The 22617-nt window shown below is 41.3% G+C and carries 22 protein-coding genes; 12 read left to right on the plus strand and 10 right to left on the minus strand.

Annotated elements, in window-relative coordinates; all coding sequences use genetic code 11:
- Nucleotides 1-81 precede the first annotated feature (81 nt).
- Both A3G3_RS0111240 and rpsU read right to left on the minus strand, forming a co-directional pair.
- On the minus strand, nucleotides 82-531 hold the full coding sequence (locus A3G3_RS0111240) for a GatB/YqeY domain-containing protein (protein ID WP_019520620.1): 450 nt from the start codon (nucleotides 529-531) through the stop codon (nucleotides 82-84).
- A gap of 112 nt (nucleotides 532-643) precedes the next feature.
- Nucleotides 644-859, minus strand: coding sequence for a 30S ribosomal protein S21 (gene rpsU, locus A3G3_RS0111245; RefSeq protein ID WP_009766941.1), 216 nt, complete (start codon nucleotides 857-859; stop codon nucleotides 644-646).
- Nucleotides 860-1192: 333 nt separating this feature from the next.
- On the opposite strand from rpsU, the gene A3G3_RS0111250 reads away from it, so the two are divergent.
- From A3G3_RS0111250 to A3G3_RS0111260, 3 genes are all read left to right on the plus strand, one after another.
- Nucleotides 1193-1699: a c-type cytochrome gene (locus tag A3G3_RS0111250; RefSeq protein ID WP_026213012.1), complete on the plus strand. Its 507-nt coding sequence runs from the start codon at nucleotides 1193-1195 to the stop codon at nucleotides 1697-1699.
- A gap of 121 nt (nucleotides 1700-1820) precedes the next feature.
- The gene (gene ybaK / locus A3G3_RS0111255) at nucleotides 1821-2291 is read left to right on the plus strand and encodes a Cys-tRNA(Pro) deacylase (RefSeq protein WP_019520623.1); all 471 of its coding nucleotides are present in this window, start codon (nucleotides 1821-1823) and stop codon (nucleotides 2289-2291) included.
- 149 nt (nucleotides 2292-2440) lie between these two features.
- Nucleotides 2441-4495: an OPT family oligopeptide transporter gene (locus tag A3G3_RS0111260; protein WP_019520624.1), complete on the plus strand. Its 2055-nt coding sequence runs from the start codon at nucleotides 2441-2443 to the stop codon at nucleotides 4493-4495.
- 67 nt (nucleotides 4496-4562) lie between these two features.
- Here A3G3_RS0111260 and A3G3_RS0111265 read toward each other — a convergent pair whose 3' ends face one another.
- Complete coding sequence (locus tag A3G3_RS0111265; protein ID WP_019520625.1) at nucleotides 4563-6116, minus strand: TerC family protein; 1554 nt, start codon at nucleotides 6114-6116, stop codon at nucleotides 4563-4565.
- 106 nt (nucleotides 6117-6222) lie between these two features.
- Nucleotides 6223-7518 (minus strand): histidinol dehydrogenase, encoded by a 1296-nt coding sequence (gene hisD, locus A3G3_RS0111270; protein ID WP_019520626.1) that lies wholly within the window; start codon nucleotides 7516-7518, stop codon nucleotides 6223-6225.
- Nucleotides 7519-7766: 248 nt separating this feature from the next.
- Here hisD and A3G3_RS0111275 point away from each other — a divergent pair, with 248 nt between their 5' ends.
- The 3 genes from A3G3_RS0111275 (at nucleotide 7767) to A3G3_RS0111285 (ending at nucleotide 9866) form a co-directional block, all read left to right on the plus strand.
- The gene (locus tag A3G3_RS0111275) at nucleotides 7767-8630 is read left to right on the plus strand and encodes a DMT family transporter (RefSeq protein WP_019520627.1); all 864 of its coding nucleotides are present in this window, start codon (nucleotides 7767-7769) and stop codon (nucleotides 8628-8630) included.
- A gap of 73 nt (nucleotides 8631-8703) precedes the next feature.
- Nucleotides 8704-8955: a (Na+)-NQR maturation NqrM gene (gene nqrM / locus A3G3_RS0111280; protein ID WP_019520628.1), complete on the plus strand. Its 252-nt coding sequence runs from the start codon at nucleotides 8704-8706 to the stop codon at nucleotides 8953-8955.
- Nucleotides 8956-8960: 5 nt separating this feature from the next.
- Entirely contained in the window at nucleotides 8961-9866 is a 906-nt protein-coding gene (locus A3G3_RS0111285; protein ID WP_019520629.1) for a histone deacetylase family protein, read from the plus strand.
- Here A3G3_RS0111285 and A3G3_RS0111290 read toward each other — a convergent pair.
- On the minus strand, nucleotides 9863-11713 hold the full coding sequence (locus tag A3G3_RS0111290; RefSeq protein ID WP_019520630.1) for an ABC transporter ATP-binding protein: 1851 nt from the start codon (nucleotides 11711-11713) through the stop codon (nucleotides 9863-9865). The genes A3G3_RS0111285 and A3G3_RS0111290 overlap by 4 nt on opposite strands.
- A gap of 148 nt (nucleotides 11714-11861) precedes the next feature.
- Between A3G3_RS0111290 and A3G3_RS14135 the strand changes: the two genes are divergently transcribed.
- From A3G3_RS14135 to A3G3_RS0111305, 3 genes are read left to right on the plus strand one after another with little or no spacing between them, the layout of a single operon-like run.
- Entirely contained in the window at nucleotides 11862-12647 is a 786-nt protein-coding gene (locus tag A3G3_RS14135) for a hypothetical protein (RefSeq protein WP_169333209.1), read from the plus strand.
- Nucleotides 12635-13906, plus strand: a complete 1272-nt coding sequence (locus A3G3_RS0111300) for a replication-associated recombination protein A (protein WP_019520632.1) — start codon at nucleotides 12635-12637, stop codon at nucleotides 13904-13906. Before A3G3_RS14135 ends, A3G3_RS0111300 begins: the two co-directional genes overlap by 13 nt.
- 50 nt (nucleotides 13907-13956) lie before the next feature.
- Nucleotides 13957-14595: a lysophospholipid acyltransferase family protein gene (locus A3G3_RS0111305; protein ID WP_019520633.1), complete on the plus strand. Its 639-nt coding sequence runs from the start codon at nucleotides 13957-13959 to the stop codon at nucleotides 14593-14595.
- Between the two features lie 88 nt (nucleotides 14596-14683).
- On the opposite strand, the gene A3G3_RS0111310 is transcribed toward A3G3_RS0111305, so the two are convergent.
- The 5 genes from A3G3_RS0111310 to argA all read right to left on the minus strand — a co-directional run bounded on the left by A3G3_RS0111310 (nucleotide 14684) and on the right by argA (nucleotide 19055).
- A complete protein-coding gene (locus tag A3G3_RS0111310; RefSeq protein WP_019520634.1) occupies nucleotides 14684-15088 on the minus strand; it encodes an OsmC family protein in 405 nt (134 codons plus the stop codon).
- A gap of 25 nt (nucleotides 15089-15113) precedes the next feature.
- Nucleotides 15114-15788, minus strand: coding sequence for a CDP-diacylglycerol--glycerol-3-phosphate 3-phosphatidyltransferase (gene pgsA / locus A3G3_RS0111315; protein WP_019520635.1), 675 nt, complete (start codon nucleotides 15786-15788; stop codon nucleotides 15114-15116).
- Nucleotides 15789-16109: 321 nt separating this feature from the next.
- Entirely contained in the window at nucleotides 16110-17165 is a 1056-nt protein-coding gene (locus A3G3_RS14140; protein WP_019520637.1) for a lysozyme inhibitor LprI family protein, read from the minus strand.
- 61 nt (nucleotides 17166-17226) lie between these two features.
- Nucleotides 17227-17637: a YraN family protein gene (locus A3G3_RS0111330; RefSeq protein WP_019520638.1), complete on the minus strand. Its 411-nt coding sequence runs from the start codon at nucleotides 17635-17637 to the stop codon at nucleotides 17227-17229.
- Nucleotides 17638-17663: 26 nt separating this feature from the next.
- Nucleotides 17664-19055, minus strand: a complete 1392-nt coding sequence (gene argA, locus A3G3_RS0111335; RefSeq protein WP_083908874.1) for an amino-acid N-acetyltransferase — start codon at nucleotides 19053-19055, stop codon at nucleotides 17664-17666.
- Between the two features lie 225 nt (nucleotides 19056-19280).
- Here argA and A3G3_RS0111340 point away from each other — a divergent pair, with 225 nt between their 5' ends.
- The 3 genes from A3G3_RS0111340 to A3G3_RS0111350 all read left to right on the plus strand — a co-directional run bounded on the left by A3G3_RS0111340 (nucleotide 19281) and on the right by A3G3_RS0111350 (nucleotide 22516).
- Nucleotides 19281-19835 carry a hypothetical protein gene (locus A3G3_RS0111340; RefSeq protein WP_019520640.1) on the plus strand — a complete coding sequence of 185 codons (555 nt, stop codon included), beginning with the start codon at nucleotides 19281-19283 and terminating at the stop codon, nucleotides 19833-19835.
- A 101-nt stretch (nucleotides 19836-19936) separates the two neighbouring features.
- Nucleotides 19937-20839 (plus strand): crotonase/enoyl-CoA hydratase family protein, encoded by a 903-nt coding sequence (locus tag A3G3_RS0111345; protein WP_156802165.1) that lies wholly within the window; start codon nucleotides 19937-19939, stop codon nucleotides 20837-20839.
- A gap of 12 nt (nucleotides 20840-20851) precedes the next feature.
- The gene (locus tag A3G3_RS0111350) at nucleotides 20852-22516 is read left to right on the plus strand and encodes a phospholipase D family protein (protein ID WP_019520642.1); all 1665 of its coding nucleotides are present in this window, start codon (nucleotides 20852-20854) and stop codon (nucleotides 22514-22516) included.
- Nucleotides 22517-22617: the final 101 nt, after the last annotated feature.

Genomic DNA, 22617 nt, shown 5'->3' on the forward strand with positions numbered 1-22617 from the left:
TTTTTCAGCCATTTTATCTTCTCAAAAAAAATCTCAACCAAGTGTTGAGATTTTTTTTGCTTAAGCAAAAATTTAACAAAATTAACCTTGTAGGGCTTGTTTTACCAATTTTGAAATTATCGCTGGATCGGCACGTCCTGCAGTCTGCACTTTTAACGCATTCATGACACTGCCCATTTGTTGCATAGAAGTTGCCCCTTGCTTGGCGATTTCGGCATTCACCAACGCCACCACTTCATCTTCACTCATCGCTTGGGGCAAAAACTCGCTAATCACATCAATTTCAAACTGTTCTTTTTGTGCCAAATCTTCTCGTCCATTGGCGGTAAAAATTGCCAACGACTCTTGGCGTTGTTTGGTTTGTTTTTGTAAAATCTCTAGCACCCCCGCATCATCAAGGGTAGTTTGGCGGTCAATTTCAATTTGCTTAATCACCGCTTGCACATTGCGTAGCACTTTGACTTTTTCTAGCTCACGGGCTTTCATGGCGGTTTTTACGGTTTCGTTAAGGGTATCTTTTAGGGCGGACATTTTGAGCTCCTTTTTTAACAGCTTTAAAATTTTTTTCAAAAAAAAACCACTTTAACAAAAGTGGCTTTTATCATCTTCATATTTTGCAATAATGTTAATACATCACGCCAAATTAGTAAAGACGCGTGGTGCGGATAGATTCACGAGATACTTTCTTTTTGTAACGTTTTACCGCAGCCGCTTTTTTGCGTTTACGCTCTTGGGTTGGTTTTTCGTAGAATTCGTGTTTACGAACGTCTGCTAAAATACCTGCTTTTTCACACGCACGTTTAAAACGGCGGATAGCGATATCAACAGGTTCGTTTTCTTTTACCTTAACTGCTGGCATGAAGACTCCTTTAAGTCTAAAAGTTGAGTGGGCAAGGAACATTAATCTGGCTGTATAGTAAGTTATTTAGCCTTGCACGCCCTATAAGGCATCAGCTCAGATTAGGATAAAATATAAAAATAGACGAAAATGTTAGCATTTTTGACAAAAAAAGTCAATCTTTTTGATGATTTCAACGATTTTTGCTAAAATTTTGTGGTTTTTGGTGAAAAATCCTTTTCAAGATTGGGGTTTTAGGGTTACAATGCTGTAACACGTTAAAAAAAGTGTTATAATAAGCCTGCTTTAACCATTTTATAGCCAACCGCTAAATCTTTTTTTGAGGATATCACCATGGCAAAATTATCCGTTTTAATGGCAAGTCTTTTGGCAATGGGCATGACCCTAACCGCCTGTAACAAGCATGAAACCGCTCATCACCCAACTGAAGATATCGCCGCAGAGCAAGGCGAAATCGCCCGTGCAAATAACCCTGCTCCACAAGCCACAGAGTCTGCAACCCCTGTCGCATCAGTTGCCCCTGCGACCACCGCAACAGCGACAACATCATCTAGCGAAACCGTTACGGCGACTACAACCGCAAGCGACAGTGCGGTGGGTGAAAAATTATACAACACCACGTGTAAAACCTGCCATGAAGCCGGCTTGTTAGGTGCACCAAAATCAGGTGATAAAGCCAACTGGGCACCACGTATCGCACAAGGTAAAGACACCCTTTACAAACATGCGATTGAAGGCTTTACAGGTAAATCAGGTACAATGCCACCTAAAGGGGGGAGTAACGCCTCTGATGATGAAGTTAAATCTGCCGTTGACTATATGGTCTCAAAAAATAGCTAAGATTTGGCTTTTTTTCACTTTGTTTAAGTTTAACAATCAACCAGTTCAATTTGAGCTGGTTTTTTATTTAAAAATATTTTGATAAACTATTTAATAATTTTTATGAAAACTGGGAAAAAAAATGACGCCTGCTGTTAGCACCGCCAAAAACTTAAAACTAGACTTTTGTTTGCATGAGTACGAACACGACCCAAATATTGACAGCTATGGGCTAGAAGCGTCTGAAAAACTTGGGGTAAATCCTGCTCAAGTGTTTAAAACCTTAGTCGTGCAAGATGAGCATGGCAAATTAGCCGTGGCGTGCGTGCCTGTGCAACATTTGTTAAATTTAAAAAAAATCGCCAAAGCGTTGGGCTGTAAAAAAGTTCAAATGGCTGAGCCAAAACTAGTAGAACGTACGACAGGCTATGTGTTGGGTGGCGTCAGTCCGCTTGGACAAAAAAAGCGATTGCCAACGGTCATTGATGAAACTGCCAAAAATTTTGGCACAATTTTTTGTAGTGCAGGACGGCGTGGTTTGGAAATTGAGTTGTCACCTGTGGCATTGGCAACTGCGGTTGGTGGTAGTTTTGCAGATATTTTACAAGAATAATTTTACCCAAAATATGCGTGATTAATAAAAAACAGATAATTGTTAATTTTTTGATTTTAACATCACAAAAATTGATAAAAAAAGCGACAAACTAGCAAAAATTGCGTATAATTGGCGGGTTTTAGGTTACTTATTTTGGAGAAAAACTGATGACAAAAGCAATGGAACGAGACCCCTACGCCAACCAACGTGAGCTAACGCTTCGTGGTATGGTTCTAGGGGCATTCATCACCGTTATATTTACTGCTTCAAATCTTTATTTGGGGCTAAAAGTGGGGCTGACTTTTGCATCCGCCATTCCTGCAGCGGTGATTTCTATGGCGATTTTAAAATTTGCCAAAGACAGTAATATTTTGGAAAATAATATGGTGCAGACCCAAGCATCGGCAGCAGGGACCTTGTCGTCCATTATTTTTATGTTGCCTGCGTTATTGATGGTGGGTTATTGGACAGGTTTTCCGTTTTGGCAGACCGCTTTTTTGTGTATCGGAGGCGGTATTTTGGGGGTAATTTTTACCATTCCTTTGCGTTATGCCATGGTGGTCAATAGTGATTTACCCTATCCTGAGGGCGTGGCGGCGGCTGAGATTTTAAAGGCAGGTGAAGGCATTGTAGAGGATGATGACGGCAATGTGATACAAGCCCATGCTGAACAAAATACAGGCATTAAAGAGATTGGTATTGGAGTGTTGTTGGCAGGGGCTATCAGCTTTTTGACCAATGCATTAAAGGTGTCATCCGATGCAGCAAGTGTTTGGTTTAAGGCAGGCGGTGCGATTTTTCAGTTGCCAATGGGTTTTTCAGTTGCTTTGCTAGGAGCGGGGTATTTGGTTGGTTTGGCAGGCGGTATTGCGATTTTGCTGGGGATTTTTATTGCGTGGGGCGTTGCTGTACCGATATTTACCAGTCAAACCGTGCAACCTGCTGATGTAGAAATGATACCCTTTGCCATGCAAATTTGGAAAGAAAAAGTACGTTTTATTGGGGCAGGGACGATTGGCATTGCGGCGATTTGGACGCTGATTACCTTGATGAAACCGATGCTTGAAGGACTAAAACTGTCGGTGCGTGCCTTAAAAAGTGGCAATAATGTAGGGCTACACCGCACCGAGCAGGATTTATCGCCTAAGGCGATGATTGGCTATATGGCGGGTATGACGCTGATTTTGGCGGTGACTTTTTATCAATTTGTGGCGGATAGTAGCTTGCCTGCAGGACTTGCGTGGCTCTTGGTAATTGTTTGTACCGTTTTGACTTTTGGCATTGGCTTTTTGGTGGCGGCGGCGTGTGGATATATGGCAGGTTTGGTTGGCTCGTCATCAAGTCCGATTTCAGGCATTGGTATCATCTCTATCGTGGTTATCTCGCTTGTGCTTTTGGTGATTGGCAATATGAACCCTGATTTATTGACGCAAGCTGATGGACAGTTTGTCACTGCATTGGCGTTATTTTGTGGTTCGGCGGTATTGTGTGTGGCAACGATTTCCAATGACAATTTGCAAGATTTAAAAACAGGTTATTTGGTAAAAGCCACGCCATGGCGTCAGCAAGTTGCCTTGATTATTGGCTGTGTGGTGGGTGCTGTGGTTATCGCCCCTGTGCTTGATTTATTGTACAACGCTTACGGTTTTACAGGGGCGATGCCTCGTGCGGGTATGGACGAGTCGCAAGCCTTGGGAGCACCGCAAGCGACCTTGATGACGACCATTGCTAAAGGGATTTTTGCCCATAATTTGCAATGGAACTATATCTTAATGGGTGTAGCCATTGGCGTGGCATTGATTGTTGTGGATTTAATGCTTCGTAAAAGCTCAAATGCTCGTTATAGCTTGCCTGTTTTGGCGGTAGGTATGGGGATTTATTTACCACCTTCAGTCAATATGCCGATTTTTATCGGTACGGTTTTGGCATGGTGGGTTAAATCTCGTGTGGAAAAACACAGCACCGATAGCAACCGCAAAACCAACCTAAAAAATGTAGAGCGTACAGGCACCTTGTTTGCCGCAGGCTTGATTGTTGGCGAAAGTTTGATTGGTGTGATTTTGGCGTTTATCATCGCAGGGTCAGTAACAGCAGGTGGCTCGGATGCACCATTAGCCCTAAGCTTGGAAAACTGGGAAACCACAGGTGAGTTTATCGGTCTTTTCTTATTTGTGGCGACTTTGGTGATTTTTGGCAAACGAGTGCTTGCCAGTACCCAGTAAGTGCGTGTTGAAAATAAAAATTCCCAATTTGATGTTGGGAATTTTTTTTGGTAAAAAAATCACATCATCAAGACATTTGCTCCACTTTTAATTTTAAAATGCGTGATTGCGACGTTTCCAAAATGGTAAACAAAAACCCTTCAATCTCAATTTTGTCATCAAGCTGTGGCATATCTGCCAGTTGCGAAATAATATAACCGCCAATGGTAAACTGGTCAGCATCAATCAAAAAGTCAGGATTATCCAGCTCTAAGCGTAACTGATGTAAACTGGCTGTACCCTCAACCAACCAATCATCGCCTTGTTTGATGATTTCTGGGGTCTCATCTTCATCAGGGAACTCACCTGCAATCGCTTCAAGCACATCAAGCGGTGTTACCAAGCCTGCCACTTGTCCATATTCATCAATCACCATCGCAAGGTTGCCTTTGGCATTTTTTAACATATTTAATAACTTTAGGTTATCAATGGTTTCAGAGACAAATACGGGTTGCTGTTTGGCAAGTAGCGGTTTTATGGCGGTGTCAATGTCTGTTTCACCACTTTCTAGCAGGGCTAAAATATCTTTGGCACGCACCACGCCCAGCACTTTGTCAATATTATCACGGCATACAGGAAATAGGCTGTGTGGTGTATCTAATAGTTGCGAGCGGATTTCGTCAGGGCTTGCGTTAATATTTACCCAAGAAATTTCGGTGCGTGGGGTCATGATGGTTTGAACATCACGGTCATTTAACGCCAAAACCCCACTAATCATATAGCGTTCTTCTTGAGCAAAGGGTAGGCTATCCACGTCAAAAGGTTTTTCGGTATTTTCTGTTAATGTGTTTTCTTGTTGGGTTTTTCCGCCCATGAGTTTTAAAATCGCATCGGCCGTTCTATCACGGATTGGGATTTGATTTTCGTATTTGGTGCGGTTACGTTGGGCAAATTGGTTAAACATTTCAATCAAAATAGAAAAACCAATCGCCGCATATAAATAGCCTTTTGGAATATGAAAGCCCAAGCCTTCTACGATTAAGCTAAAGCCAATCATGAGTAAAAAACTTAAACACAAAATCACTACCGTTGGGTGTTTGCCGACAAATTCGGTCAAAGATTTGGCAGCGATTATCATCACACCCATGGCAATAATCACCGCTGTCATCATGATTTCAAGGTGTTTTACCATGCCAACAGCGGTAATCACCGCATCAAAAGAAAACACCGCATCCAAAATCACAATCTGAGCGACCACCGCCCAAAACCCTGCATACACTTGGCTTTCGCTCACATTTTCAGGTTTGCCCTCTAAGCGTTCATGCAGTTCGTGAGTGGCTTTAAATAACAAAAATACCCCACCCACAATCAAAATCACGTCCCGCACCGATAAGTCAAAATTACCATAACTCACCAATGGGTCAGTCAGCGTAATCAGCCATGACATCATGGACAGTAAAATCAACCGCATAATAAGGGCTAAGCCTAAGCCCAAATTACGGGCTTTGGCACGTTGCTGTGGCGGTAGCTTATTGGCTAAAATGGCGATAAATACTAAATTGTCAATGCCGAGTACAATCTCAAGTATGACAAGGGTGAAAAGTCCCAACCATGCAGACGGGTCGGTGAAAAGTTCTATCATAAGGTGATTTTGTGATTAAATGGGTGAAAATTTTGATATTAGACCGCATACAATAACAAATCACACAAAAAAATCAATGACTTTTTTGTGGTTTTTCTTTTATCCGTTATTGTAAACGATATTTGGCTGACAAAGCGTGAGCTTCTAAGTTTTCCTCTATTGCCAAAATGCCTGCAGTTTTGGCGAGCCCTTGGCTACCTTGTTCGCTACAATGAATGATAGAAGATTTTTTTTGAAAATCATACACCCCAAGCGGTGAGCTAAAACGGGCTGTGCCTGATGTTGGCAACACGTGGTTTGGACCTGCACAATAATCACCAATCGCTTCAGGGGTATAACGCCCCATAAAAATTGCCCCTGCATGGCGAATGTTGTCTAGCATATTTTCTGGGTCATTAACGGACAATTCTAAATGTTCTGGGGCAATTTGATTAATCACATCAACGCCCTGTTGTCTATCTTTTACCAAAATTAATGCCCCACGATTGGCTATGGCAGTTTTGGCAATGTCTGCTTTTGGCAAATATTGCAAAGCTTTTTCAATCTCTTGTTTAACGTCTTTTAATAATGTTTCACTGGTGGTTACAAAAATCGCCTGTGCTACCGTATCATGCTCTGCTTGCGATAATAAATCCATGGCAAGCCAATCCGCTCTATCACTAGCCACCCCTTCAGCATAAACAAGCACTTCGGACGGCCCTGCAATCATATCAATACCCACCTGACCAAATACCGCACGTTTGGCACACGCCACATATTTGTTACCCGGCCCTGTGATTTTGTCCACTTTTGGAATATTTTGTGTCCCATATGCAAGTCCTGCCACCGCTTGAGCCCCACCAATGGTAAATACTTTATCCACCCCTGCCAAATAACTGGCTGCCAAAACGAGTGGATTTAACTCACCATTTGGGGCAGGCACGACCATGATAATCTCGCCCACACCAGCCACTTTGGCAGGAATGGCATTCATCAAGACAGATGATGGATAGCTTGCCAATCCACCCGGTACATAAATACCAACCTTGTCTAAAGGCGTAACTTTTTGCCCCAACGTATTACCTAAATCATCGGTATAAGTCCAACTTTGTTGTAACTGTTTTTTGTGAAAGCTTTTAATACGATTTGCCGATAATTGTAACGCTGTTTTGACATCATCGTTTAAATTATCAAAAGCAGTTTTTAGCTTATCTTGAGAAATGATTAACGCATCAAAGGTTTTGGCAGGGTGATTGTCAAATTTTTGGGTCAATGCTAAAATCACATCATCACCCCCTTGTCGCACTTTGGCGATAATGTCATCTACGGTTGAGAGCAATTGTGGGTCATTGACGGTTTCAAAAGCAAGTAAATCGCTTAAATCCTTATTAAACCTTGGATTTTGGCTGTTTAAAATTCGCATAAGATTTCCTTTTTTTAGGGTTTACATGGGTTTAGTTATTGGCAAATATCAATCATCAATATTGTTATCTAACGTGATATATGACATAATTATAACCTTTTTTATCCCATTTAGTGGTTAACATAACTGAGTTTGTTGCTTTTGTCAAATAGCACATTGATGAATATTTGTGATAACTGATTTTATTGGATATAAACAACTTTTTCTAATAAATTTTTTAACAAAAAATAAAAAATAGGCTGTGTAAAATGTGGTACATGATTTTGGCATTATTGATTTGGGCAAGCTCATTTACCGCAGGTAAATACGCCTACACCGCCATTGACCCAGTACTCACAGTGCAGTTTCGCCTGTTGATTGCAGGGCTGATTGCCTTACCGATTTTTGTCAAACATTACCACCGCCTTGATAAGGCGTTACGCAAAAAATTGTGGTGGTTGGCGGTGTTAAATTTTCCGATTGCGTTAATGTTACAGTTTGTCGGCTTAAAATACACATCAGCGTCTAGTGCGGTAACGATTGTCGGGGCTGAGCCATTATTTGTCATGTTAGTTGGGGCATTATTTTTTGGGCAAAAAAATTATTGGTATGATTGGGCGTTAGGTGGTTTGGCGTTTTTTGGCATTATTTTGTTGGTGGCAGGTGGTAGCTCAGATGGTACGGTGAGTGTGTTTGGCTCGTTGCTGTTGATTTTGGCAGGTTTGGCGTTTGTGTTTTCTATGTTTTGGGGCAAAGATGTGATGCAAAAGATTGACGCAAGCATCTATACATCAGCGATTTTGGTGCTTGGGGCGGTGGCTTGCGTGCCATTTACCCTAATTTTTACCCAAAGTTGGAGCATTTTTTTAAAGCCTATGCAACCGCTTGCCGTGGGGGCGGTGCTATATCTTGGCGTGGCGTGTAGCTGGTTGGCTTATTGGCTGTTTAACAAGGGCTTGCAATACACGCCTGCCAAAATGTCCGCCATGGTTATTCCGCTTGAGCCTGTATTTGGCGTCTTGTCGGCGATGCTGATTTTGGGCGAAAACCTACAATGGCTCACTGCTGTTGGCGTGTTTTTGGTAATTAGCTCAACGATTAGCAGTGCGATTTTGCACAGTAAAAAGGCTTAAAACGAGTTGCAAATTGGCAAATTTGATGTTAAATTGACTTTATTTATAAATAATTGACAGATTGAGAACGACTATGTTAATCCAATTTTTACCCCTATTTTTGATTACATTTACCGTATTTGGGCTGTTTTTTTTGTTTATGGGTATTGGTTATATGGTTAAAAAACAACCGCTAAAAGGCTCATGCGGTGGCGTGGCAACCCTAATGGGCGATGAGTTTTGCCAATTTTGTGGTAACGACCCCAATAAATGTGCCGAAATCAATGATGAACAACAACAAAGTGGTATCAGCGAAAAAGCTAGAACACTCGGTAAACAAATCTGATTTTTATGTTAAAAATCGCCCATTCACCGCTATTTAATCACCCTGTGCCAGACAAGCACCGCTTTCCTATGCAAAAATATGACGAAATCCCCAAGCGTCTGTTAGCAGAAAGCACCATCACACATGAGCAGATTTTTTTGCCAAAATCGTTAAGTGAAGCCGAGATTTTAACTACGCATACGGCTGAATATTGGCAACAGTTAAAAAATTTGACTTTACCCAAAAAAGACGCCAGAGCTATCGGTTTTGAGTTGTCTGAACGGTTGATAGCACGAGAGAGAGCGATTGCTTGTGCCAGTTATCAATGTGCGTTATATGCCAAACAGTATGGCGTGGCGATGAGTACATCAGGCGGTACGCATCATGCGTTTGCCGACCATGGTGAAGGGTTTTGCATTTTGAATGATTTTGCAATTACTAGCAATCTTTTGTTAAATCAAGGACTTAGTAAACAAATCCTTATCATAGATTTGGACGTACATCAGGGCAATGGCACGGCTCATATTTTTGCCAATGATGAACGTGTGTTTACTTTTAGTATGCATGGTGCGAAAAATTATCCGTTCCGTAAACAATTGTCTGATTTGGACATTGATTTAGCGGACGGTACGGGTGATGATGAATATTTAGAACGGTTAAATAAAACCTTAGAAATATTAATCAAACAAGTTCGACCTGATATGCTGTTGTTTTTGGCAGGGGTGGACGTGCTTGCGAAAGATGTTTTGGGGAAATTGGCTTTGACAAGGCAGGGCTGTGCTGAACGTGATAAGATTGTATTTACAACGGCTAAACAGTATGGCATACCGATAGCCGTTACCATGGGTGGTGGTTATTCTACCAATCTTGATGATGTGGTAGAAGCACATTGCAATACGTTTAGAGTAGCGAAAAAGGTTTTTAGCACTTAGTATTCCCCCAACTCTTCACCCAAAAATCCGCCACTTTGTCTCGCCCATAGTTTGGCATATACGCCATTTAATTGCAATAATTCATCATGACTACCCATTTCCACAATTTTGCCTTTATCCATAACGACAAGCCTATCCATAGACGCAATGGTTGATAATCGGTGAGCAATGGCAATCACCGTCTTGCCTGACATCATTTCATTTAAGCTTTCGGTAATGGCGTGTTCTACTTCGCTATCCAACGCACTGGTTGCTTCATCAAGCAATAAAATTGGGGCATTTTTTAACATCACACGAGCAATGGCGATACGTTGGCGTTGTCCGCCAGAGAGTTTTACACCACGTTCGCCCACTTGTGTATCCAAACCTTGATTGCCTTTGGCATCAGCAAGATTATTAATAAAATCAAACGCATGGGCTTGTTTAGTGGCTTGGATAATCTCATCTTCGCTGGCAGTTGGGCGACCGTAATTGATATTTTCTCGCACGGTGCGGTGTAATAATGACGTGTCTTGGGTTACCATGCCGATATGTTGGCGTAAACTTTGTTGGCTGACATTGGCAATATTTTGTCCGTCAATGCTGATTTTGCCAGCATTCACATCATAAAAACGCAATAACAGATTAACTAAGGTGGATTTTCCTGCACCGCTACGACCAACTAAGCCAACTTTTTCACCTGCTTTAATTGTTAAATTAAAATTATCTAACAGTTTAATTTCTTGATTTTTACCATAACTAAAACTGACATTGTCAAACACAATATTGCCATGTTTTACGGTCAATTCATCAGCGTTTGGTTTATCAACAATGGTATGCGGTTTTGACAAGGTTTTCATGCCGTCTTGCACCGTGCCAATATGTTCAAACAAACTGGCAGTTTGCCACATAATCCAATGGGTCAAGCCGTTTAATCTAAGTGCCATTGCCGTTGCCGCCGCAATCGCTCCCACGCTTAAACCCTGATAAAACCACAGATACAAGCCAATCCCCACCGTGCTAGACACCAAAACCACACTGATAGTATGAATAATCACTTCCAATTTGCTCACCCAACGCATTTGGTCATGGACAGTTGTCATAAATTGGCTCATGGCATCTTTGGCATAGCTTAACTCTCGCCGAGAATGGCTAAATAACTTTACCGTCATGATATTGGCATAGGCATCGGTAATCCGCCCTGTCATCAATGCCCTTGCGTCTGCTTGACGACTGGCGGATTGTTTTAATTTTGGGATAAAATAGCCAATGGTTGTGATAAACATCGCTAACCACAGCAAAAATGGCAGTAACAACCAATTATCCAAACTCGCCAAAATCACGCCACTACTGACAAAATAGACAATAACATAAACAAACATATCGGCAATGCTCATGATGGTATCACGCACAGACAAGGCAGTTTGCATCACCTTTGAGGACACTCGCCCAGAAAATTCATCTTGATAAAACTGCATGGATTGACCGAGCATTTGTCGGTGAAATCGCCACCGCATTTGCATGGGAAATACACCTTGAAGGGTTTGAAAATGTATCCATGAACTAAGCATAACCACCAACGGACTGACGATTAACACGCCTGCCATCAGCATTAAATCGTTGCCTTTTTCGGCAATCAGTTGCGTGGGCGTGTAAGTGCCTAGCCAGTCCACAATTTTGCCAATCCATGCAAATAGCAAAGACTCGTAAATACCAATCAGAGCAGTGAAAAACATCAAGGCAAATAGCCAACCACGCAAGCCCTTGCTACACGCCCATAAAAATTTTAAAAAATTGTCGGTTGGTAACTGGTAATCGTCATCAGGATAGGGATTTAAACGGTTTTCAAAAAAACGAAAAATTGACATATTTGTTATCTTTTCTTAATAATTGGTGAAAATACGGTATTTATTTTAACATATTTAACGGTTGAATTTTAGACGTTTTGTGTTATGCTAAGTTTTAATTGAATAGTTGATAAAAAAGTGGAAAATATATGCAAATTTTTGGTAAACGTTGTCAAAATGGGAGGTAAGGTTGGATAGATTGGTAGATAATTTATTTGTTGTTAAATCTCGTACTTGTCCGCATGTTGATTGTGGAAAAAGTTTTGATTGCGTAGAAAGTCATCAAGGCATGGTTTTTTGTCCGTATTGCAAAAAAAATATCTTGGTTAATCCTTTGACCAAAGTATTGGAAAATCAAAGTTTTTTTGAGTTTGTAAAAAATTATTTTAAAAAATATTATAAACTTTTGCTGATTTGTTGTGCGATAATCGTGGCAATGGAAGGTTTAAGCGGTTATATTAATGATTTTGTGGGTTTTACGCTAATTTCAACGCTGATGATTGGTGTTATGGTATTTTTGGTGTGTTGGTTTGGGATAGATGTGAACAAAAGAGAGTTTTATAATCTCTCTGGCAATCCGATTTTTCAAAGTGTGGATAGTTTGTCTGACATACAATCCAACTCCAAACATCAAGTGTATAGAGAAAATTTGGAAGATAATTTTTATCTCTTTGCCTGTCATTGTCCACATTTCCAATCGCAACGTATTATACAAAAATCCAAGCAAATTTATCATTGTGAGCATTGTCGGCGTGAGTTAAGGTTTAATCAAAAAATCAAACATTATCATACAATAAAATTGACGATTATGGTTGCTTTTATGATAGTTTTTAATGGTATGATTGATTATGAAAAAGATGGGCTTTTATGGTTGATTGTTTTTGGCGGTCTGTTGCTGACAGTATTTTTAGTTCATCGTTTTATTTTTCTTAAGACCCCAAAATGGCTTATTTAACCAGTTCAATCCCCTTAGCAGAAAGGGTTCGCCCAAAAGTCCTAGCGGATATTATCGGACAGACTCATTTATTGGGTGAAAATGCCCCCATTACCAAAATGGTGCGTGAGGGTTATTTACCGTCAATGATTTTGCACGGTAATGCAGGCATTGGCAAAACCACAATCGCAAATTTGTTGGCAGATAGCGTGGGACGAGAATTTCGCCCCTTATCCGCCATCAATAGCGGTGTCAAAGAATTGCGAGAAGTCTTAACGACCGATGACGGATTATTTAGCCAGTCGCCTGTGGTATTTGTGGACGAAATTCACCGTTTTAATAAAGCCCAACAAGACGCACTTTTGGGGACGGTAGAAAGCGGACAAATTACCTTAATTGGGGCAACCACCGAAAATCCATCTTTTAGCGTGAATAATGCCTTGTTATCACGTTGTCAAGTGTATCAGCTAGAAGCATTAAGCGATGATGAAATTTTGCAAGTGTTGCAACGTGCGATAACGATTGATGAAAAATTAAAACCATTATCCATCATTTTGCACGATGTCAAAGCGATTTATCAATTAGCCCAAGGCGATGCAAGAAAGGCATTAAATCTATTAGAATTGGCGATTTATGCCTATCAAGGTGAGCCGATTGTGATTGATTTTGACAGTATTAGTAAAGTTTCAGGGCAAGCGTTAGTTCGCTATGATAAAAATAGTGACAATCATTATGATTTGATTTCTGCGATGATAAAATCGGTGCGTGGCTCTGAGCCTGATGCGTCATTGTACTGGCTTGCCAGAATGCTCACCGCAGGCGAAGACCCTGCATTTATTGCAAGGCGACTTGTGATTTTGGCAAGTGAAGACATTGGGCTTGCCAACCCCAATGCCCTACTTTTGGCGGATACAGCGTTAAGAAGTGTCAAAGAAATTGGAATGCCAGAAGCACGAATTATTCTAGGGCAAGTGGTGGTGTATTTGGCAACTTCGCCAAAATCCAATTCCACTTATAAAGCAATCAATGATGCGATGAAATTTGCTGAAAATGACAACACACCTGTGCCATTGCATTTGCGTAATGGCGTAACTTCATTTATGAAGCAATCAGGCTATGGGGCGGATTACGTCTATCCGCACGATTATCCCTATCATTATTATCCACAACGCTATTTGCCTGATAACATCAATGTGCAATTTTATCACTTTGGTGACAACCAAAAAGAACAGGCAAGTTTTAGTTTTATGAATTGGTTAAAGGGTAGGAAAAACACTTGAACTTGAGTTTACACTTGTATAAACTAAGTAAAATTTATTAGGAAAAACCCATGAATTCAGACAATTTACCAGAAATTGACCCAGATAAAATTGGCGAAAATGTGCCAAAACGTAACGGTACAATCGCCCCAAAAATCGCAAAAACTTTTTTAAAAGCAAAGGGTTGGAAAATCGTTGGCGAAATACCCAACGTCAAAAAAGCCGTACTGCTTGCCGTGCCACACACGTCTAACATGGACGGCGTGTTTGCTATTCCAACTTTACTCGCCCTTGATGTTGATATCAAACTTATGGGTAAAAAAGAATTATTTAAACTACCGATTTTGTCCCATTTTTTGCGATGGGCGGGCATTATCGCCATTGACCGTGAGAAAAAAGGCTCAACCCTGCAAGCCAGCATTGACCGTTTTAACAGCGAAGAACAATTGTTTTTGGGGCTTGCACCAGAAGGCACTCGTGGCTATACCGAAAACTGGAAAACAGGTTTTTATTATCTGGCGGTTGGGGCTGGCGTGCCGATTTTTCCTGTGGCGATAGATTATCCTAGCAAAGAAATCCGCTTTTTGCCATTATTTTACCCAACTGGCAATATTGATGAAGATTTGCCAAAAATTTATGCGTATTATCAGGGTGTTACTGGTAAAGTCGTGAAAAATATGTCAAAACCGTTACAAGATTTGCGACAATAAATCGCCAAATAAAACACAAAGTGGGTTTATTTATACAACCCACTAATAAAGCTCCAATCTCAAATAAAATCAGTCACTTAAAACATTATTAGATAAAATTAAAAGTGACGTTTTGGAGCAAATCTGGATGCAAACTTTTTGCCACAGGACAGGTTAGGGCGGTATTTGTCAAAATTTGTTGGTCTTTATCGGTGGCTACACCTTTTACTATCAGCATTACGTCAATTTGTGCCACTCGGCGTGGGTCAGTTGCCATGATTTTGACAACATCCGCTTGCGTGCCTGTCAAATCTAATCCCATACTCTCGGCTTTGATACCCATAACTGTTAGCATACAGCAAGCCAAACTTGTCGCTAACAAATCTGTCGGTGAAAACGCTTCCCCACGACCGTGATTATCGGTGGGGGCATCAGTGACAATTTTGTTGTTAGATTGCAGATGCACAGCTTGGGTGCGTAAACTGCCTTGATAAGTAATCGTTGATGTTGGCATAGTGTTCTCCTTTTTGATGTGATTGTTAAGCTTGTTTTAAATACGGCCATGCCGCTTTTAGATAAATCATCATTGACCAAAGAGTCAAAATTACCGAAATTATCATCAACATGTAGCCGACTTTTTCGAGCGATTGCCAATTTAGCAATAACACCGTAATCGCTATCATCTGAAAGGCGGTTTTGAGTTTGCCGACATATGACACCGCAACGCTCGTGCGATTGCCCAGTTCCGCCATCCATTCACGCAACGCTGAAACCGCAATTTCACGAGAAATAATCACAATCGCCGACATCGCCATGATAATATCAGGGTGCCATTGTACCAAAATAATCAACGCCGCAGCCACCATTAATTTATCCGCTACAGGGTCAAGAAACCGTCCAAATGCCGAACTTAGGTTCATTTTTCTAGCAAAATAACCGTCTAACCAATCGGTAATTGCCGCCAGCACAAACACAAATGTCAACAAAAAATGCCGTAACAAACTATCGCTAAAATGATACATCCCAATATTAGCAATCGCATTATCACTAATCGCAGGCTGATTAATCCCCATGGCAGGTGGCCAATACGCAATCGCTACAAACAGCGGTATCATCACAATGCGGGCAATCGTCAAATTATTTGGCAAGTTAAAAATACTGCGTTGCGTGGCGGTCGTGGCGATTGATTGAGAGTTTGGCGATTGGTCGGTCATGCGGTTGTTCCAAAATAATTGGCATTTAAAAGTAAAAATAATCAATAAAATTTAATGTTGGCATTGTAAGGCAAAATCACTTTTTTTAACATTTTAAAATGTAACTTGTGACAACAACTGGCAGTATGTAACGGATAATTATTCATCATTTTGCAACATTTAAGCCATTTTTATACCAAAATTATCAGAAAATGAGCATTTTTTACTTGAAATGATAAAAACTTACCCCATTTTATTGATATAATAACAACAATCACTTTACCTTTTACCTCAAAAGCCTATTGTCCACCTCCTGCAATAGGCTTTCTTTTTTGGTTATGATTATTCATAATTATCAAAATACTCTTTCACTTCGTAATAACGCTCGCCAAGTTTACGTGCCACGCATTGCAGTCGCACGGTTTCTTGCTCGGCAGGTTCGGCCTCTTGGGCTTCGCTGATACAGGCTTCATCACGGTCGGCAACCCATTGTTTTTGGTCATCGGTGAGCGATGCTTGGGCGTCGGGGCTGGCACTGTTCCATAACTGATTAAATTCTTTGCGTTTAAAGTCCACTTGGGCTTGGGCTTTGGCTTTTTCTTTAGCAAGTTTTAACATTTCCGCTTTGCTAACTGCTTGGCTATCAAATTCTGCTTGGTGATTATCCACCTTATCGGCTTCGGCTCTTGCTTGTCCTGCTGGCCCAACGGTTGACGGGTTTGGCGTTGCGGTATTTGGGTTTGTTGGGGCTGATGCTACGCTTGGAGCAGGGGCAATGACGGCTGATGCCACGATTGGGGTACTGGCGACAGTGGATGCGATTTTGGTCGCTTGGTTCATACTATTTGGCTGTTGGCTCGCATCCACAATAATTTTAGCAACAAATGTTTGCAAATCTGCCACATTGGTAAGTTCTACCGTGGGTTTATCAGGCGTGGCAGTCGGTTGGGTGCTATAAGTTACAGCTTTTTGCAATTGATCACCCATCAGGTCCACGTCTTGACGAAAGGCAAAATCTTGAATTGGTAGCTCACCATTGGCTTTACGGTTGGCTTCGGCACGTTGCAACAGCTCATTGTTTAAACCAATTACCAACGTGGCATTGCACAGATTTTTACTGCTGTCAGGGGCTTTTTGTGGATTGCCGATGTCGTCTACACTCACTTTTAAATGGCTGACTGCTTGTTTGATAAGACCGACATCGGTGTTCACATCGGTATATTGTAGGTAATTTTTGGTTTCTGCCAAGATTTGTTTTTGTAAAGTCGCTTCAATGCTGTCTAGCACCGCAGGGTCATTACAGGCGACGGTTTTTTCGGTCATGGCTTTGATTTTATCACAAGCAGTTAGACTAAATGTGCTAATCATCAGCAGACTGATTAGTGTTTTTTTAAACATGGTATTTACCTTTTTTATCAATTTTTGAAAATTTTAATCAAGTTAAGTTTATTTTAACAAATTATTGGCTAACAATAAATGCTGATTTTAGCCAAGTCGGTATCGGTGGCTGTTGCCAATTCACCTGCGATAACGCCACGTCAAAACTAACAATATCAAAGCGAATGTCATAGTCGCCAAATTCAGGATGTCGCTGTAACATGGCTTGGGTCGTGCGAATTAATTTGCGTTGTTTGCTCACAGTAATGCTGTCGCAGGCGTTACCAAATTGGCTATGTTTGCGTTGGCGAACTTCCACAACTACGAGCGTTGGCGGTGTGGTCTGGTTGTCCAACATCACCAAATCTAGCTCACCAAAGGGGGCAAATTGCCAATTTTTACCAACAAATGTTAAGCCTTGTGCTTGTAAATACCAATTCGCAAGTTGTTCAAATTTTTCGCCTTGGCGTTGTTTTGGGGCAGTTAGTTGCATTTTATTTAACATTCTTTTAAAATAAATTATAATTTTTTAAACAAAACTTTGGATTTTCGCTGTGGGTCATAGCTAGCAAAACGTTGACTTGGCAAGTTTTTGGCAGGAATTTCAGTAAAACCTAATTCTATAAACCAATGAGCGGTGCGAGTAGTTAATACAAAAATTTCAGTGCGATGTTGTTCAATGGCTCGCTGTTGCAAAAAAGCAATCAAATCCGCCCCACGACTGCCCTGACGGTAATCTGGGTGAATGGCGACACAGGCGATTTCGGCTTGGTGGTGTGAGCCGTCATCTGCTATGAGTGGATACAATGCACCACAACCAATCACCATGCCATCTCGTTCTATGATTGAGAAATAATTTAATTCACTTTCAAGTCTTTCTTGGGAGCGTCTGACCAAAATCCCTTGTTGTTCTAAGGGAGCAAGCAGTTTTTGCAGACCAACAATATCACTAATCTGTGCAGGGCGGATATGGTCATACGCTCCTTGGGTAATCAACGTCCCTGAACCATCACGACTAAATAATTCGGCAAGTAACGCCCCATTATTGGCATACGATAACACATGGGTACGTTCAATGCCTTGCTCACAGGCTTGATTAGCAAATCTTAACAATGTTTTGGCGTGCGTTGACACCGTTGGCAATAATTGTTCAATTTGTGATTGGCTAATTTCTCGGATTAGGGTTGCTTTTTGGCTGTTAAAAGACGAATAAATGCCTAATGCTTTTTGCAAAAAAATTAATTTATCTGCCTGTAAACCAATCGCCGTCTGTACTGCCACGTCTTCTACCAATAGGTTAAACATCTCGCCTGTCGCCGAATAGCCCATGGCACTTAATAGCACGATATGCCCATTTGCCAAGTTAGGCTCAATGGCATCACGGTCAATGCGACGCACCTCCCCTGTAAACTGATAATCCACGCCACTTCGCACGCCATACGGTTTAGCGGTTACAAAATTGCCTGACACCACGTCTATTTTTGCCCCATGCATGGGCGAATTTGCCAAACCCATTGATAGTTGGGCTTCTATTTGTAAACGAATTGCCCCCATCGCATTAATCACCGCAGGCAACGCATCTTTTGGGGTAACCCGCACGTCATGATACAAAGGTGTTTGACTTGGGTCAATGTTCAGTAATGCTAAATTAGCCTCAATCTGCGGTCTTGCTCCATGTACCAAAACCAAATGAATGCCGAGACTTTGCAGTAACGCAAAATCATGAATTAAATGCCCAAAATTTGGGTGTAATACCGCATCACCGTCAAACATAATGACAAAGGTTTTACCACGATGTGTATTAATATAAGGGGCTACATGACGAAACCATTGTACATATTGGCTAAAGCCCTCGGTAGCATGGATGATTGACTGTGTGGTCTCGGTGACTTGGGGCGTTTTGTTTGACATAATGGTTAACAAAAAAATAAAATTGAAAACGATAACTTACCAAATTTTCACAAAAACACAAGCAAAATTATTACAAAATTTCATCAAGCTGTTTTTATTTGTTAAAAGCGGTCAGTAAATGCGAAGTTATAGGTGTGTTTGCAGTGATTTTTTGGTATGCTATGGTGTCTTTTTTTCAATTTTAATGTAGTTTGAAATTTACAAAACGCTTAACGGAGTTTTTTTATGAAACGTTTTCACAAAATTGCCTTGCCTGCCTTAGCATTATCAGGATTGTTAGCAGGCGTTAGCACCCAAGCCCTAGCGGTAATGCCTGTGTCAGGGATGGCAACCACCGACATGAACGCTAACCCTGTGCAAAACACGTCACCAACCCAAAATGTACAGTTAGAAACCCGTATTTTGGCATCTGCATTGTCAACCGATGCCCAAGGGCAACAAGTCCTTAGCCCAATCACTGCCCAAACTAAGCTCACATCGGGCAATGTGATTGAATATCACGGTTATATTACCAACAAAAGTCCAGAACGCATCCGTAACGTCACGGTAACCCTTGATATACCTGCCAACACTGAATTACTGAGCCTCGAAGGGCTATCCCCTACGCGTGCCAAAGGCAGTGCTGACGGTGTCAAATTCCAAAATATGCCACTAAAAACCAATATCAACGGCGTTTTGCAAGATTTGCCAATGCAATATTATAAAGCGGTGCAATGGGATATCGCAGGCTTGGGCTTAAATGAAGTCGCCACTGTCAAATACCGTGTGCGAGTGAAATAATACCTTTTCACCAAATTTTAACCAACAATATCATTAATCATTTTTAATCAAAACTATTCATGATGATTAATGATTTTTGTCTTTTTGCCAAATGGTGTCCTATGCCAACGTTGCCTTTTGCTTTGCCAATTACCCAGATTTGCCAACATTTTACCAAAACTCACACAACGCCAAAATCGCTAAGCGAGCGGATTGCCGATGCCAATCAAACACTTGCCCCCTTTGTTCACATTGAACTTGGCAAGCACAATAGCGTGAGAGTAAGTTTACAACGAGCCGACAAACGCAATGCCCTAAGCTTTGCGATGATGGACAAGTTAATTTGGGTTGCCAAACAAATCCAAACGTGGCACGATGTACGAGCGGTGATTTTGCAAGGCGATGGCGAAAGTTTTTGTGCAGGGATAGATTTGGGCGATTTGAACAATCCCAAAAATATCAGCAAAGTCGCTTGGCAACTCATCAAACCGACATTAAGTACTTATCAACAGGTGTGTCTGCTGTGGCGAGAGCTTGGTGTACCTGTGATTGCCGTGGTGCATGGGCATTGTATCGGGGCAGGGTTGCAGTTGGCAATGGCGTGCGATGTGCGATTTGCCACGCCTGATTGTCAATTTGCGATTATGGAAAGCAAATGGGGCTTAGTGCCTGATATGGGACTGACCCAGTCGGCGATTGGCATTGCCCCTGACACCCTAAAAATCCTTGCGATGACCGCACGTACTTTTGATGCTGACACCGCTTTACAATATGGTTTTATTTCACAAATTTCGGCTAATCCGCTAGAACTTGCCGACAAGCTAGTCGCGGAACTTGCCGAGCGTTCGCCTGATGCCATGCTTGCCAGCAAACGTGTCATTAATCGTATGTACCGTCAATCTACGACCGCTTTGTACAACGAAAAAATTTGGCAAATCAAGCTATTACTTGGCAATAACCAAAAATTAGCCGTCAAAAAAGCCAAAGACCGCACCGTGCAATTTTTGGCACGACAATTTGATTAAGCGTGGTGATTGATGCCAGGTTTTAGTTTGTCAAATTTTTGTCAATTTTTTAAAAATAATTTAAAAAATTTATTCAATGATTTACCAAGTTATACACCGACACGCCAACATTTTTTTGCATTAATGGCGGTGTGCGTGTTGGCGCAAATTGGCATTTATTATTTTGGTAAATTACCACCTAATACTCACACCAGCAGTTACCACATCGCTGTCAATGACGAGATGGTGCATCCGCTATTACAACAACTTAACGACACGCATCCTAACCAAACAGGGGTATACCTGCTCAATGATGGTAAAGATGCGTTCGCCAGTCGGTTGATGCTTGCCAAAAATGCCAAAAAAACCCTTGATATTCAATATTATATTTGGAAAAAAGATTTGACAGGCGTGTTATTATTCCAAGCCATTCAACAATCTGCCGAACGTGGCGTACGAGTACGGCTATTGCTCGATGACAATAACACCAAGGGTTTGGACACGATTTTGTTGGCATTAGACAAACACTCAAATATTGAGGTGCGACTGTATAATCCCAACAAATATCGGCAAATTCGCAGTTTGGGATTTTTGGCAAATTTTTCCCGTTTAAACCGCCGAATGCACAACAAATCCATGACCGCTGACAACCAAATCAGCATCACAGGGGGACGCAATATCGGCGATGAGTATTTTCATGTGGCGGGCAATCCTGTGTTTGCCGACCTTGACACCTTGCTAATTGGGCATATTGTTCCAGAGATTTCGCAAGATTTTGACCGTTATTGGAACAGTGCATCGGCGTATCCACTTGGGCAAATTATTGATAAAAGTTTGCTTGGTGAATACACCGAAAACAAAGCCAGTCAAAACGATATTTTGCAACAATTATTACAAACCCAACAACGGCAAAATCCCAAATTTCAACAGATTGAACAGCAATATTTGACATCATTACAACAGCTTGATTTTACCGAACAAGTACAAAATAACCGCTTAACTTTTGATTGGGCAACGGCCAAACTCGTCAGCGATAATCCACGAAAAACGCTAAATCATTTGAACAAGCAAGCGTTAATCTCCCAGTTAATTTTTGACAATATGGGCAATCCACAACGAAACTTGACAATTGTATCACCTTATTTTATCCCAACCAAAACAGGGGCAAATCACCTCATCCAACTTGCCAAACAAGGGATTGATATCCAAATTTTGACCAACGCCATGAGTGCCACCGATGTTAAAATCGTGCATTCAGGTTATGCCAAATACCGCAAATTATTGCTAGAAAATGGCATAAAAATCAATGAGTTAAAACCCGATATCGGTATCGGAAACATCAAAGATACCTATCTGACGGGACATACAGGCACGAGTCTACACGCCAAAACCTTTGAGATAGACCGTGAACGGTTATTTATCGGCTCGTATAACCTTGACCCACGCTCAGCAAATCTGAATACCGAAATGGGCATCATCATTGAAAATCCACAGATTGCCGAGCAGTTGGCACAACGACTACAGCAAGCTCTTGGCGAAAATAGCTATCATGTGTCACTGGGTAACCACGGCAATTTGCGATGGCAAACCTTTGAAAATGGGCAATGGGTAGAATACCACAACGAACCACACACCACCGCTTTCGAGCGTGGCATGGTCTGGCTCATGGCAAAATTACCAATTGAATGGTTGTTGTAAAAGTTCACCATCATTGGTAAACATCAGTTGATAAAAGATACATTTATACAACACAATTTTGGCAAAAAATAACATCAGAACCTTGCGAAAATTTACATTTT

It is taken from the genome of Moraxella boevrei DSM 14165, from assembly GCF_000379845.1.
GTDB classification, from domain to species: domain Bacteria; phylum Pseudomonadota; class Gammaproteobacteria; order Pseudomonadales; family Moraxellaceae; genus Faucicola; species Faucicola boevrei.